Raw genomic sequence first — 13,767 nt, forward strand, 5'->3', positions numbered from 1 at the left:
AGGGCGGCCTAACACGCTACAGAGGTAGCTTTACGTCACGGGCGCAGTCGCAAATCAGAGCGAGAGGACCTTGTCGCCACGGGCAATACCCGACACCCCGGTGCGCGCCACCTCAAGCACCCCCACCGGCCCCATGGCCTGCAGGAAGGCATCGAGCTTGGGCGCATCGCCGGTGATCTGCACCGTATAGAGACTCGGCGTGACGTCGACGATCTGTGCGCGGAAGATGTCGACGGTCCGCTTGACCTCGTCGCGGGCCGCTCCCAGCGCCTTGACCTTGACCAGCATCAGCTCGCGCTCGATGTGGTTGCCCTCGGTGAGGTCGACCAGTTTGATCACGTCAATCAGCTTGTTGAGGTGCTTGGTGATCTGCTCGATCACCCGGTCGTCACCCACGGTGGTCACGGTCAGCCGCGACAGCGACGGGTCCTCGGTGGGCGCCACGTTGAGCGTCTCGATGTTGAAGTTGCGCTGCGAGAACAGCCCTACCACGCGAGACAGTGCGCCCGGTTCGTTTTCCATGAGAATCGAGATGATATGGCGCATCAGGTCCGCTCCGTCTTGGAAAGCAGCATGTCACGCATGGAGCCCAGCGGCACCTGCATCGGGTAAACGTGCTCGCGCGGGTCGACGATGACATCGACGAACACCAGCTCGTGCTTGTCGGCGAAGGTACGCTCCAGCGCCGGGCGCAGCTCGTCCATCGTCTCCACCCGCAGCGCGGTGAAGCCGTAGGCCTCGATCAGCTTGGCGAAGTCGGGCAGCGACTCCATGTAGGAGTGCGCATGACGCGACTTGTAGTTGAGGTCCTGCCACTGACGCACCATGCCCAGCGAGGCATTGTTCAGGTTGATGATCTTCACCCCACCGCCAAACTGCTTACAGGTGGAGAGTTCCTGCATCATCATCTGGAAGCTGCCCTCGCCGGTGACGCACACCACCTGCTCCTCGGGGAAGTTCTGCTTGATGCCCATGGCCGCCGGAAAGCCGAAGCCCATGGTGCCGAGCCCGCCCGAGGTGATGAAGCGGTTGGGCTTGTCGAACTTGTAGTACTGGGCAGCGAACATCTGGTGCTGGCCCACGTCGGTGGTGACGTAGGCCTCGCCGCGAGTGACCTCGCACAGCGCCTCGATCACCTCCTGCGGCTTGAGCTGCTCGCCCGGCCTGGAAGGCTCGTAGAGCTTGCCGCGGCGCTCCTCGCGCCAGCCGTCGATCTTGTCCCACCACTCCGCCAATGCCTCGGGATGGGCGATCTCCTTGCCCTGCACCAGGCTGATCATCTCGTCGATCACGCTGGCCGCCGGCCCCACGATGGGGACGTCGGCACGCACCGTCTTCGACACCGAACTGGGGTCGATGTCGACGTGGATAATCTTGGCCGTGGGACAGAACTTGGAGGTGTTGTTGGTCACGCGGTCGTCGAAACGCGCCCCGATGGCGATGATCAGGTCGGCGTGATGCATGGCCATGTTGGATTCATAGGAGCCGTGCATGCCCAGCCAGCCCAGACACTGCCGGTCGCTCTGCGGGTAGGCACCGATGCCCATCAGCGTGGTGGTGATGGGGTAGCCGAGCCGCTTGACCAGGTCGGTCAGCCCCTCGCAGGCACGCCCGGTGATGACCCCGCCGCCGGTGTAGAACACCGGCCGCTTGGCCTTGAGCATCATCTCCACGGCCTTCTTGATCTGACCGGTATGCCCCCGCGCCACCGGATTGTAGGAGCGCATCTTGACCTTCTTCGGGTAGACGTACTCGTAGCGCTCGGTGGGTGCGGTCATGTCCTTGGGAATGTCCACCACCACCGGGCCGGGACGCCCCGTCGAGGCCAGATAGAAGGCCTTCTTCAGAACTTCGGGAATCTCGGTCGGGTGCTTGATCGAGAAGCTGTGCTTCACGATCGGGCGGGTCACGCCGATGATGTCGGTTTCCTGGAAGGCGTCGTCGCCGATCAGGTGGCTCATCACCTGACCACACAGCACCACCATGGGAATCGAATCCATGTAGGCGGTGGCGATGCCGGTGACGGCGTTGGTGGCACCGGGGCCGGAGGTGACCAGCACCACGCCGGGCTTGCCGGAGGCTCGCGCATAGCCGTCAGCGGCGTGGGTGGCCGCCTGTTCGTGGCGCACCAGGATGTGCTTGACCTTGTCCTGACGGAACAGTGCATCGTAGATGTGCAGCGCCGCGCCGCCCGGATAGCCATAGATGTATTCGACGCCTTCATCCTGCAGGAATCGGGCAATCATATCCGCGCCGGAAAGCAATTCCACTTGTGTCTCTCCCCTGGAGGTCTCGAGTGCGATCCGCGCCCTTGTTGGGTGGGCACGGATTCGAGTGCGGCGGTATGCCGCTGTCGGCGAGGCCGACACCTGATGCCAAACCCTGGCATTAGGCCCGGTTGGGGCCTGCACTCTCATCACGGCGGATCGCCGCGTCGGGGCATTGGCCAGAAGCGGCGGTTGACCGCATTCCGGTAGTCCTTCGGCGGGTAGAGGCCAGTCGGCCCACCCTTCGCGCGGGGATGGGGGGTTGCCCGCAGGAGTCCGCGCCCGCAAATCAGGAACGCTCAAGATTCCAACAGCCTAGCGGCAGTGTCAACCGTGTTGCGGCTGCGAACGGAAGCACACCGTAAAAAAGCCCGCCGGCGAAGCCGCGGGCGGGCAAGGGGGTTACAGGACGCAACCTATAAGACAGTGTAGTCGCTCGCCGGGCTCTGTACCGGGTAACGCGTTATGACTGTGTATCAGGCGCGAAACACAAATTTGTCGTCCTTCTCCTCGACGTGAATGACGTCGCCCGGCGCGAATCGACCAGCCAGCAGGTCCTGGGCCAACGGGTTCTCGATACGGCTCTGGATCGCCCGCTTCAGCGGTCGCGCACCGAACACCGGATCGAAGCCCGCCAGCGCGAGTTGCGCCATCGCCTCGTCGCTGACCTCGAGCTGCAGGCCGTGTTCGGCCAGGCGCGCGCGCAGACGGTCGAGCTGTATCCCGGCGATCGCCTCGATCTGCTCCTGGCGCAGGGCATGGAACACCACCACCTCGTCGATGCGGTTGATCAACTCGGGACGGAAGTGCGTGCCGACCACGTCCATGACCGCACGCTTCATCTCATCATAGTGCTCGTCGCCACCCATGCGCTGGATGATGTCCGAGCCCATGTTGGACGTCATCACGATCACGGTGTTGCGGAAGTCCACGGTGCGCCCCTGGCCGTCGGTGAGGCGACCGTCCTCCAGCACCTGCAGCAGGATATTGAAGACGTCCGGATGGGCCTTCTCGACCTCGTCGAGCAGCAGCACCGAGTAGGGCTTGCGCCGCACCGCCTCGGTCAGGTAGCCGCCCTCCTCGTAGCCGACATAGCCAGGGGGTGCGCCGATCAGGCGCGCCACGGAGTGCTTCTCCATGAATTCCGACATGTCGATGCGCACCATCGCCTCCTCGGTGTCGAACAGGAAGCTCGCCAGCGCCTTGCACAGCTCAGTCTTGCCCACCCCGGTCGGGCCGAGGAACAGGAACGAGCCGTTGGGCCGGTTGGGGTCGGCGAGACCGGCACGCGAGCGACGCACGGCGTTGGCCACGGCAGTCACCGCCTCGTCCTGGCCGATCACCCGCTGATGCAGCGCCTCTTCCATGCGCAGCAGTTTGTCGCGCTCGCCCTCGAGCATCTTGGCCACCGGAATGCCGGTCCAGCGTGAGACCACTTCGGCGATTTCCTCCTCGGTAACGTTGGAGCGCAGCAGCTTGTGACTCGAGGTGTCGGCCTCGGCCTCGCTGGTTTCGGCGATCTTCTTCTCCAGTTCAGGTATCACCCCATACTGAAGCTCCGACATTCGGCCGAGATCGCCTTGCCGACGCGCCTGCTCCAAGTCGATGCGGGCACGCTCGAGCTCCTCCTTGAACTGCCCCGCCCCCTGGATGCTGGCCTTCTCGGCCTTCCAGATCTCGTCGAGATCGGCGTACTCGCGCTCGAGCTCGTCGATCTGCTCCTCGAGGCTCTCGAGGCGCTTCTTCGACGCCTCGTCGGTCTCCTTCTTGAGGTGCTCGCGCTCCATCTTGAGCTGGATCAGCCGTCGGTCGAGGCGGTCCATCTCCTCGGGCTTGGAGTCGAGCTCCATGCGGATGCGTGAGGAGGCCTCGTCGATCAGGTCGATGGCCTTGTCGGGCAACTGGCGGTCGGTGATGTAGCGGGTCGAGAGCTTGGCCGCGGCGATGATGGCGCCGTCGGTGATGTCGACCTTGTGGTGCACCTCATAGCGCTCCTTGAGGCCGCGCAGGATCGCCACGGTGTCCTCCTCGGAGGGCTCGTCGACCAGCACCTTCTGGAAGCGCCGCTCGAGTGCGGCATCCTTCTCGATGTACTTGCGGTACTCGTCGAGGGTCGTCGCCCCCACGCAGTGCAGCTCGCCGCGGGCCAGCGCCGGCTTGAGCATGTTGCCGGCGTCCATGGCGCCCTCGGCCTTGCCGGCGCCGACCATGGTGTGCAGCTCGTCGATGAACAGGATCACCCGGCCCTCTTCCTGGGCGAGCTCCTTGAGCACCGCCTTCAGGCGCTCCTCGAACTCGCCGCGGAACTTGGCCCCGGCCAGCAGCGAGCCCATGTCGAGCGACAGCACACGCTTGTCCTTGAGCCCTTCCGGCACCTCGCCGTTGACGATGCGCTGGGCCAGCCCCTCGACGATGGCGGTCTTGCCCACGCCGGGCTCGCCGATCAGCACCGGGTTGTTCTTGGTGCGCCGCTGCAGCACCTGGATGGTGCGACGGATCTCGTCGTCGCGGCCGATCACGGGGTCGAGCTTGCCGTCGGCGGCACGCTCGGTGAGGTCGAGGGTGTATTTCTCCAGCGCCTCGCGGCTCTCCTCGGCGTTGGGATCGTCGACCCGCTCGCCGCCGCGTACGCTATCGATGGCGCTTTCCAGCGCCTTGCGGGTCACCCCGGCCTGGGTCAGCAGCTTGGTCACCGCATGCCCCATCTCCAGGGCAGCCAGCAGCACCAGCTCGCTGGCGATGTACTGGTCGCCGCGCTGCTGGGCCTCGCGGTCGGTCAGGTTAAACAGCTTGACCAAGTCGCGCGAGGGCTGCACCTCGCCGGTGAACTGGCCAACCTTGGGCAGGTCCTCGAGGTGCCCCGCCAAGGTATCGCGCAGCCGCGCGGCGTCGCCGCCGGCCTTCTGAATCAGCGCCTTGATGCCGGTGTCACGGGCATCCAGCAGTGCCAACAGCAGGTGCCCGGGCTCAAGCTGGTTGTGGCCCCGCCCCACGGCCAGGGACTGGGCGTCGGCCACGGCGTTCTGCAGCCTGGCGGTGAACTTGTCGAAACGCATTCGCTTTCCTCCATCGGGGTGGCGGCGCGTTCGGACGCGCCGCTTGGCCCTGTCATATCGTATTGACAGATTCAATGGAGTCAGCTTGGCCGGCTTTCAAGTCACCGGCCAGGGAAAGGATGCGGCAGCTTGACGCGGATCAACGTAGCCAGATCACGCTGGCCAAGCGCCCGGTCCTGCCGTCGTCGCGACGATGGGAATAGAAGCGCGACTCGCAGGCGGTGCAGAAGTGGCCGCCGCTGATGTGGGCGACGCCGAGCCGCTCCAGGCGCAGGCGGGCAAGCTTGTAGAGGTCGGCCATGTGGTGGCCCAGACGATAGGGGCTGGGATCGAATGCGGCGGCGGCCTCCGGATGCACGCCGACGAAGGCCTGCTGCACCTCAGGCCCCACCTCGAACTGGGCGTTGGAGATCGCCGGCCCCAGCCAGGCCATCAGCTCCTCTGGCGGGGCGGCGAGCGCTGCCACCGTGGCCTCGAGCACCCCGCCGGCCAGCCCTCGCCAGCCGGCATGGGCCACGCCGACCCGGCTACCCTGGCGGTCGCAGAAGAACACCGGCAGGCAATCGGCGGTCAGTACCACGCAGGCATGGCCGCGATCGAAGGCCACCGAGGCGTCGGCCTCGGGCATGCCGTCGCTGTAGCCCGACTGCACCCTGGCACCGTGCACCTGCCTGAGCCACAGCAGCGGCCGCTCGTCCTCGAGCTCATTGCCGATCAGACGCCGGCACAGCGCCACGTGAGCGGGATTGTCGCCCAACTGGTCGGCCGGGTTGAAGCAGGCGAACTCGCCTTGACTCGGCCCGGTCTCGCGCGTCGTGACGAAGGCGCCAACGCTGGCAGGCGCCGGCCAGTCGGGCTCGATCAGGGTCGGTTGCAGATGGGGGGCGTCGCTCATGGGACTCCTCAGCGCATGGCCTCGTGGTCGTCACGCAGGTAGTCGATCAACAGCAGCAGGTCGTCGGGCAACGCGGCGCGGAACTCGACCGGCTCGCCGCTGCCGGGGTGCAGGAAGGCCAGCTTCCTGGCATGCAGCGCCTGGCGCGGAAACTCCCGCAGCAACGTCTTGAGCGCCTCGCCGGCCCCCGCCGGCAGCTTGAGCCGCCCACCGTATACCGGATCGCCGATCAGCGGGAAGCGCCGATGCGCCAGGTGCACGCGGATCTGGTGGGTGCGGCCTGTCTCGAGCCGGCAGCGCACGTGGGTATGGGCTCGGAAGCGTTCGACCACGCGATAGTGGGTCACCGCCGGCTTGCCGCTGGCGTGTACCGCCTGGCGCTTGCGGTCCTTCGGGTGCCGGCCGATGGGGGCGTCGACCGTGCCGCCGGAGGTCATCACACCGACGCAGACCGCATCGTACTCGCGCGATACCGTGCGGGCCTGGAGCTGTTCGACCAGGGCGGTCTGGGCGGCCAACGTCTTGGCCACCACCATCAGCCCCGTGGTGTCCTTGTCCAGGCGATGCACGATACCGGCCCGCGGCACCACGGCTAGGCCCGGACAATGGTGCAACAGCGCATTGAGCAGGGTGCCGTCGGGATTGCCCGCAGCCGGGTGCACCACCAGCCCCGCCGGCTTGTCGATGATCAGGAGCTCTTCGTCTTCATGGACCACGTCGAGCGGTATCGCCTCGGGCTCGAAGCGTTTCTCCTCCTCGAGTTCGGCGGCGAGCTGCAGCCATTCGCCGCCGGCCATCTTGTCCTTGGGCTTGCCCGGGCGACCATCGACGGTCAGCGCCCCCTCTTTGATCCACCCCTTGAGGCGCTCGCGGGAATGGTCGGCGAAGAGCTCGGCGGCGGCCTGGTCGAGGCGACAGCCGGCCAGTGAGACGGGCACGCGTTGCTGGGCTTCCACGGTCTGGGGCATAGGGGGGTATCGCTGTCGGCATCCTCGGACTGCGTTTTCACGCGAGGTGCTTTATAGTGGACGGGTTACGGTCGATTCTACCACGGCCGACACGGCTTGTTAGACACGAGGATCACGATGCGCGTTTCCCCCATCGCCACACGCCTTATCGCTCTGCTCCTGGCCGCCACCCTGGTCAGCGGCTGTGCCGGCAGGTCTGCCACGGAAGAAGAACAGGACGAATTCGAAGGCGTCGCCGAGCAGCAGCTCTACGACGAGGCGCGCGATGCGCTCGAGGACGGACGCTACACCACCGCCATCTCGCGTCTCGAGGCCATCGATACGCGCTATCCGTTTGGCCGCCATGCCGAACAGGCCCAGCTCGAACTGATCTACGCCTACTACGAGACCAGCGACTGGGAAGCCACCCGCGCCGCCGCCAGCCGCTTCATTCGCCTGCACCCGACGCACCCGCAAGCCGACTACGCGCTCTACATGCGCGGGCTGGCCTCATGGCAGGCGGGGCGCTTCAGCCTCGAGCGCCTGCGCCTGATCGACATCTCCAAGCGTGACCTCGGCGCCTCGCGTGACGCTTATACCGACTTCCGCGAGCTGGTGTCGCGCTATCCGGACAGCGAATACGCTCCCGATGCCGAACAGCGTATCGTCTACCTGCGCAACGTGCTGGCACGCCACGAGCTGCATGTCGCCGATTTCTACCTGCGCAAGGGGGCCTATCTGGCCGCCGTCGAGCGCGGCCGCTGGGTGGTCGAGAACTACCCCGAAGCCGAGGCCACCCGCGACGCGCTGGCGGTGATGGTCGAAGGCTACCTGGGACTCGACATGCGCGACCGCGCGCGTGAAGTGCTGCAGGTACTGATTCAGAACGATCCCGGCAACGATCGCCTGCGTGGCCGCACTTTCCAGCCGCAGCACGTGCGCGCGGAGTCGCTCTCGGCCTGACAGCTACGGGCTACGGGCTACGGGCTACGGGCTACGGGCTACGGGCTACGGGCTACGGGCTTATCAAGGCTAAGCCGCCAGAACGCGAACGCCACCGCCCATTCGGCGGTGGCGTTCTTCTTGGTTCAGGCTCGTGGGTCTGGAGCCTACTCCCCAGGCTGCCAGCCGTTGACAATGGGATAGCGACGATCGCGGCCGAACCCGCGCGGCGTGACCCGCACCCCCACCGGCGCCTGGCGCCGCTTGTACTCGTTGCGATCGACCAGCTTGACCACCTGGTAGACGTCATCACGCTCAAAACCGGCGTCGATGATCGCCTCGGCGCTCATGTCGCCCTCGATGTAGCGCGCCAGGATGGCGTCGAGGGTGTCGTAGTCAGGCAGCGAGTCGGTATCCTTCTGGTCCGGCGCCAGCTCAGCCGAAGGCGGGCGTGTGATCACTCGCTCGGGAATTGCCGGCGACTGGGTGTTGCGCCAACGGGCCAGGCGATAGACCCAACTCTTGTAGACGTCCTTGAGCGCATTGAAGCCGCCCACCATGTCGCCGTAGAGCGTGGCATAGCCCACCGCCATCTCGCTCTTGTTGCCGGTGGTCAGCACCATCAGGCCTTTCTTGTTGGAGATCGCCATCAGCAGCACACCACGACAGCGCGACTGCAGGTTCTCCTCGGTGGTGTCGCGCTCGGTGCCGGCGAAGGTGTCGGCCAGGGTGGCCATGAAGGCGTCGACCATGGGCTCGATCGGCAGCACCTCGTAGTGCACGCCGAGCAGCCGCGCCTGCTCGGCGGCGTCTTCCTGGGAGATGTCGGCGGTGTAGCGATACGGCATCATCACCGCATGCACCCGCTGCGGCCCCAGCGCGTCCACCGCGATGGCAAGCGACAGGGCCGAGTCGATGCCGCCGGAGAGCCCCAGCACCACGCCCTGGAAGCCGCTCTTGTTGACGTAGTCGCGCACGCCGCTGACCAGCGCGCAGTAGAGGCTCTCCTCGGGCGCCTCGGGGGCTTCGATCTCCCCCTCCTGCGGCACCCATCCGTCTGCCTCTTTGACGAACTGCACCGGCATCAGTCCCGCCTGCCAGTAGGGCGCCACTACCCGCACCTGGCCGCTTGCGTCGACGCAGGCCGAGCCGCCGTCGAAGACCAGCTCGTCCTGGCCGCCGATGGTATTGACGTAGACCAGCGGCAGCGCCACCTCGGCGGCTCGCTGCTCGAGCAGGCGCAGGCGCTCGGCCGGCTTGTCCTGGTGATAGGGCGAAGCGTTGAGCGTGACGAGGATGTCCGCTCCGTCATCGCGGGCCGCCCGCACCGGGCCCCCGTCCCAGATGTCTTCGCAGATCAGGATGCCGAGCCTGGCGCCCTTGTGCTCGATCACCAGACTCTGCTCACCGGTACTGAAATAGCGGCGCTCGTCGAAGACCTGGTAGTTGGGCAGCGCCTGCTTGGCGTATTCACCGATCCACTCGCCGTTGTAGAGCAGCCCGGCGAGGTTGTAGCCGAGCCCTTCGCGCCGGCCGGGATAGCCGATGATCACCAGCACGTCGCGGGACATTTTCGCCGCCATGCGGGAACGCGCCTCGCGCAGGCGGGTCTCCATTGAAGGGCGCAGCAGCAGATCCTCGGGGGGATAGCCGCTCAGGAACAGCTCAGGGAACACCACGATGTCGGCACCATGTTCGATGCGCGCCTCGCGAACGGCTTCGATGGCACGATCGGCGTTGCCGGGGATGTCCCCGACCAACGGGTCCAATTGCGCCATCACCAGCGTCAAATCTTGCATGGGCGTAGAAATCTCTTGAGAATCCGAGGTCACTGTATTGTCCCGCAAGGGCGTCCGGCTGGCAAAGCCGCTAGCCCCCACCTGGGAGACGAACGAGGATGAACCTGTTGCTCATTCGGCTGATCATCTTCGCCGTGTTGTTCTTCGCCGGCCTCAAGCTCTATCGCATGTACCGCGAATGGAAGCTTGACCACGAGGAGCGGCTCGAGGGCGAATCGCACCAAGAGGGCGGCCAGATGGTGCGCTGCGCCTGGTGTCAGGTGCACGTCCCCGAGACCGATGCCCTGCGCGACCAGGGAGAGTGGTTCTGCAGCAGTGCCCATCGCGACCGCTTCCTCCAGGAGCAACGCCCCGAGGAGTAGACCGTCAGGCGATGACGGCAATCGCCTACAAACTCTATCGGTAATGGCTGATAGACGCCGCGCCGGTCTCGACTAGAGTGAATGCCTCATGATCAGGGGAATCCCTCCAGGAGAGCTTCATGGACGCGGCTCACGCCTCGCCTAGCGCCGCCCTGCGCCAGCGCGGCCTCACCCTCATCGAACTCCTCGTGGTCATCGCCGTGGCCAGCGTGCTGCTGGGCTGGGCGGTTCCCGGGCTTCAGGCGATGAGCGCCCGCCACGAAGTGACCGCCGAAGCGCATCGACTGCGGGTGGCACTCTCGCTGGGGCGCAACACGGCCATCACCCGGCGCACCCCGGTGATCGTCTGCCCCAGCCCCGACCACAGGCGCTGCGTCATGGACGACTGGAGCGCCCCGTTGGCCATCGTCCTCGGCCCCCTGGCGGGAAACGAATTTTCCGAGAGCGCCCTGCTGCGAGTGATCGAGGCCAACCGCGGCGTTCGTGTCAGCTATCGCCAGGATGGCAAGCCGGTACGCTATGGTGCCCTGGGGCGGCCAGCGGGGCACAATGGCACCTTCCGCATCTGCGGTCGCCACGAACAGGGCGCCCAACTGGTGCTCAGCAACTTCGGGCGGGTGCGTGCCGGCAGCGCCATCGACTGCTGAGCGCACTGCGTCGCTCGCTATAGGAGGCTGCATGCGCCGTGCCATCGTGGGTTACCATCAGGACGAAGAAAACCACTGGGTCGCCGAACTCGAATGCGGCCACAACCAGCATGTCCGCCACCAGCCGCCCTGGGTCGAGCGCCCCTGGGTCACGACGGAGGCCGGCCGCGTTTCGCGCCTCGGGCTCGCACTCGAATGCGTCAAATGCGACCGCGGCGAGCCGCCGGACAACCTCGGGGCATCGCTACCCCTTGGGCCCCATCAGCAGCCAGATGATCAGGCCGACCAGCGGGAAGACCAGCAGCACGATGATCCACAGCAGCTTGGCGATGGGCCCGGCCGGACTCTTGGCCACCTTGACGATGGCCCAGACCAGGATGATCAGCCAGATCAGACCCAGCAGGCCGCCTACTTCGATTCCCATTCGACATCTCCTTGTCCAGCAGTAGGTGCTGATTCAAGAACTAGCACGCAGCGTCACGAGCAACAATCCGAAACTGTAGCGTTATGTGAATCAAGGTAGCGCGCTTCACGCCGTTCGCCACCATTCGGGTAACAGCTGACGCACCTCGTGCCGCTGGAAGCGATCGTCCATCAGCACCAGCGTGCCGCGATCCTGAGGGCTGCGGATCACCCTGCCGGCGGCCTGGATCACCTTGATCAGTCCCGGGATGCGATAGGCATAGGCGTCGCCACAGCCGAAGCGCGACTCCAGCCTGGCCTTGAGCGCCTCGTTGAAGGGATCGAACGGCGGCAGACCCAGGGTGGCGATGAAGGCGCCGATCAGCCGCTCGCCGGGCAGGTCGATGCCCTCGCCGAAAGCCCCGCCCAGCACCGCGAAGCCGATGCCCTGCGCACCCGGCTGAAAGCGCGCCAGGAACGCATCGCGCTCGGCTTCACGCATGCCGCGGGATTGGCTCCAGCAGGGCAGCTCGGGGTGGCGGCGTGCCAGCCGCGCCTCCACGGCCTGCAGGTAGGCGAAACTGCTGAAGAAGGCGAGATAGAGACCGGGGCGGCGGCGGTACTGGCCGGCCAGCTCGTCGACGATGGGGTCGAGCGAGGCCTCGCGGTCACGCAGGCGCGTCGAGATGGCGCCCTGGATGCGCACCTCGAGCTGCTCGGCGCGAAACGGCGAGGCGACCGACAGCCTCACGCTCTGGCCGGGCACGCCCAGCAGGTCACGGTGGTAGGCCACCGGTGACAGGGTCGCCGAGAACAGCACGCTGCTGTGCGCCTGGGCGAAGCGCGGCGCCAGGAAATCCGCCGGGATCAGGTTGCGCAGGCCCAACACCGCGCGACCGCGACCGTGCCGGGTCAGGTCGCACAGCGAGTGCTCGCCGAACGACTCGGCCAGGCGACAGAAGCCCAGGGCCTCGAACAGCCGCTCCTGCAGGAGCGGGTCGGCGCCGCCCGGGTGCTCGGCCAGATAGTCGGTGATCGCCGCAGCCGCCTGCTGCAGGGCGCCGACGAACCGCGCGGGCAGGTCGTCGAGGACGCGGTAGGTCGGCTGGCCCGCCTGGCCCTCGTCGGCGCCGCCCTGTTCCCGCACCAAGGCCTGCCATTGGCGCATCAGCCGCCCGAGGGGCTTCACCAGCGGCGCGGGGGCACTGCGGTGCAACTGGCCGAAGGCGCGCTGGTGCAGCTCACCGCTGTACATGCCGCGGGCCCGCTCCACCAGGTTGTGCGCTTCGTCCACCAACAGCGCCAGGCGCCAGCCATTGGCCTGGGCCAGGCCGTACAGCAGCGCCGACGCATCGAAGTAGTGGTTGACGTCGCCCACGCAGACGTCGCTCCAGCGTGCCAGCTCCTGCCCCAGGTAATAGGGGCAGATACCATGCTCGCGCGCCACCTGGCGCAGCGCCTCACGATCGAGCCAGCCCCGCGCGACCGCGGCCTGACGGGCGCTGGGCAAGCGGTCGTAGAAGCCGGCGGCCAGCGGGCAGGCATCGCCATGACACGCCTTGTCGGGATGCTCGCAGACCTTGCTGCGGGCGGTCAGCTCCAGCACCCGCAGGGGCAGATGCCGCTGGCGGTCCCCGGCCCCTCCTCCGCCCTGGCCGGCGGTCCCCAGCCGGGCCAGGGCATCCAGCGCCAGGCGCCGCCCCGGGGTCTTCATGGTCAGGAAGGCGAGCCGATCGATGCCTTGGCGCGGCATCGCCTTGAGCGTGGGAAACAGCGTGGCCACGGTTTTGCCGATGCCGGTCGGGGCCTCGGCCAGCAGGCAGCGACCGGTGGCTGCCGCCTTGTAGACGCCCTCGGCCAGCTCACGCTGCCCGGGACGAAACTCGGCGTGGGGGAAGTCCAGGTCGGCTAGGGCGGTGTCGCGCGCCTGGCGATGCTGCGCCTCCTGCTCGGCCCAGCCCAGGAAGCGCTCGCACTGGGCCTCGAAGAAGGCGGTGAGATCGGCGGCGCTGGCCGTCTCGGTGAGCAGTGTCTCGCGCTCGCTGCCGATGTCGAGGTAGACCAGCGCCAGGGTCAAGGAGTCGAGCCCTCGTTCGGCGCACAGCAGCGCCCCGTAGACCCTGACCTGGGCCCAGTGCAGGGCGCGCTGGTTGGCGGCCATGCGCGACAGGTCGCCGCGATGGGTCTTGATCTCCTCGAGCCGGTTGTGCCGCGGATCATAGCCATCGGCCCGCCCGCTGACGAGGAGGCCGCGGTGACACCCACTCAGGACGATCTCGCGCTCGTAGCCCTCTTCGCGGCGCCCCGTCACCAGGGCATGGCCGGCGATACCCTCACGGGCACTGGGCGAGGGCGTGAAGCGGTGGTCGAGGTCGCCCTCGCGGGCGGTGAAGTCGCACAGTGCCCGCACGGCCACCCGGTAGCGCGGCGTTGCGGCATGCGCCATGGCA

General features: G+C 66.9%; 11 protein-coding genes and 1 pseudogene. 4 read left to right on the plus strand and 8 right to left on the minus strand.

Annotated features, from left to right (window positions below; all coding sequences use genetic code 11):
• Positions 1-54: 54 nt before the first annotated feature.
• The 5 genes from ilvN to rluD all read right to left on the minus strand — a co-directional run bounded on the left by ilvN (position 55) and on the right by rluD (position 7,186).
• Positions 55-546 (minus strand): acetolactate synthase small subunit, encoded by a 492-nt coding sequence (gene ilvN / locus HNO51_RS18490; RefSeq protein WP_111415356.1) that lies wholly within the window; start codon positions 544-546, stop codon positions 55-57.
• Complete coding sequence (locus tag HNO51_RS18495) at positions 546-2,270, minus strand: acetolactate synthase 3 large subunit (protein WP_197448647.1); 1,725 nt, start codon at positions 2,268-2,270, stop codon at positions 546-548. Before HNO51_RS18495 ends, ilvN begins: the two co-directional genes overlap by 1 nt.
• A gap of 473 nt (positions 2,271-2,743) precedes the next feature.
• A complete protein-coding gene (gene clpB, locus HNO51_RS18500) occupies positions 2,744-5,323 on the minus strand; it encodes an ATP-dependent chaperone ClpB (protein WP_209538047.1) in 2,580 nt (859 codons plus the stop codon).
• 139 nt (positions 5,324-5,462) lie between these two features.
• Positions 5,463-6,218 carry a peptidoglycan editing factor PgeF gene (gene pgeF / locus HNO51_RS18505; protein WP_197448649.1) on the minus strand — a complete coding sequence of 252 codons (756 nt, stop codon included), beginning with the start codon at positions 6,216-6,218 and terminating at the stop codon, positions 5,463-5,465.
• Between the two features lie 8 nt (positions 6,219-6,226).
• The gene (gene rluD, locus HNO51_RS18510) at positions 6,227-7,186 is read right to left on the minus strand and encodes a 23S rRNA pseudouridine(1911/1915/1917) synthase RluD (protein WP_209538048.1); all 960 of its coding nucleotides are present in this window, start codon (positions 7,184-7,186) and stop codon (positions 6,227-6,229) included.
• A gap of 117 nt (positions 7,187-7,303) precedes the next feature.
• Here rluD and HNO51_RS18515 point away from each other — a divergent pair, with 117 nt between their 5' ends.
• The gene (locus HNO51_RS18515) at positions 7,304-8,128 is read left to right on the plus strand and encodes an outer membrane protein assembly factor BamD (protein ID WP_197448651.1); all 825 of its coding nucleotides are present in this window, start codon (positions 7,304-7,306) and stop codon (positions 8,126-8,128) included.
• Positions 8,129-8,274: 146 nt separating this feature from the next.
• Here the strand turns inward: HNO51_RS18515 and HNO51_RS18520 are convergent, their stop codons facing one another.
• Positions 8,275-9,906, minus strand: a complete 1,632-nt coding sequence (locus HNO51_RS18520; RefSeq protein ID WP_209538049.1) for an NAD+ synthase — start codon at positions 9,904-9,906, stop codon at positions 8,275-8,277.
• A gap of 98 nt (positions 9,907-10,004) precedes the next feature.
• Here HNO51_RS18520 and HNO51_RS18525 point away from each other — a divergent pair, with 98 nt between their 5' ends.
• The 3 genes and pseudogenes from HNO51_RS18525 to HNO51_RS18535 all read left to right on the plus strand — a co-directional run.
• Positions 10,005-10,268 carry a PP0621 family protein gene (locus HNO51_RS18525; RefSeq protein WP_197448653.1) on the plus strand — a complete coding sequence of 88 codons (264 nt, stop codon included), beginning with the start codon at positions 10,005-10,007 and terminating at the stop codon, positions 10,266-10,268.
• Positions 10,269-10,387: 119 nt separating this feature from the next.
• A complete protein-coding gene (locus HNO51_RS18530) occupies positions 10,388-10,915 on the plus strand; it encodes a GspH/FimT family pseudopilin (protein WP_197448654.1) in 528 nt (175 codons plus the stop codon).
• Positions 10,916-10,946: 31 nt separating this feature from the next.
• Positions 10,947-11,120: pseudogene (locus HNO51_RS18535) on the plus strand (DUF3565 domain-containing protein); the annotation flags it as partial.
• Between the two features lie 39 nt (positions 11,121-11,159).
• On the opposite strand, the gene HNO51_RS18540 reads toward HNO51_RS18535, so the two are convergent.
• On the minus strand, positions 11,160-11,339 hold the full coding sequence (locus HNO51_RS18540; protein WP_159554855.1) for a PLDc N-terminal domain-containing protein: 180 nt from the start codon (positions 11,337-11,339) through the stop codon (positions 11,160-11,162).
• 105 nt (positions 11,340-11,444) lie between these two features.
• The gene (locus HNO51_RS18545) at positions 11,445-13,763 is read right to left on the minus strand and encodes an ATP-dependent DNA helicase (protein ID WP_197451115.1); all 2,319 of its coding nucleotides are present in this window, start codon (positions 13,761-13,763) and stop codon (positions 11,445-11,447) included.
• Positions 13,764-13,767: the final 4 nt, after the last annotated feature.

This window comes from Billgrantia sulfidoxydans, from assembly GCF_017868775.1.
Lineage (GTDB): Bacteria > Pseudomonadota > Gammaproteobacteria > Pseudomonadales > Halomonadaceae > Halomonas > Halomonas sulfidoxydans.

Coding starts and splice junctions, on each gene's coding strand:
- rluD (WP_209538048.1), bottom strand. CDS start 7,186: ATGCCCCAGACCGTGGAAGCCCAGCAACGCGTGCCCGTCTCACTGGCC.
- pgeF (WP_197448649.1), bottom strand. CDS start 6,218: ATGAGCGACGCCCCCCATCTGCAACCGACCCTGATCGAGCCCGACTGG.
- HNO51_RS18525 (WP_197448653.1), top strand. CDS start 10,005: ATGAACCTGTTGCTCATTCGGCTGATCATCTTCGCCGTGTTGTTCTTC.
- HNO51_RS18540 (WP_159554855.1), bottom strand. CDS start 11,339: ATGGGAATCGAAGTAGGCGGCCTGCTGGGTCTGATCTGGCTGATCATC.
- ilvN (WP_111415356.1), bottom strand. CDS start 546: ATGCGCCATATCATCTCGATTCTCATGGAAAACGAACCGGGCGCACTG.
- HNO51_RS18530 (WP_197448654.1), top strand. CDS start 10,388: ATGGACGCGGCTCACGCCTCGCCTAGCGCCGCCCTGCGCCAGCGCGGC.
- clpB (WP_209538047.1), bottom strand. CDS start 5,323: ATGCGTTTCGACAAGTTCACCGCCAGGCTGCAGAACGCCGTGGCCGAC.
- HNO51_RS18520 (WP_209538049.1), bottom strand. CDS start 9,906: ATGCAAGATTTGACGCTGGTGATGGCGCAATTGGACCCGTTGGTCGGG.
- HNO51_RS18545 (WP_197451115.1), bottom strand. CDS start 13,763: ATGGCGCATGCCGCAACGCCGCGCTACCGGGTGGCCGTGCGGGCACTG.
- HNO51_RS18515 (WP_197448651.1), top strand. CDS start 7,304: ATGCGCGTTTCCCCCATCGCCACACGCCTTATCGCTCTGCTCCTGGCC.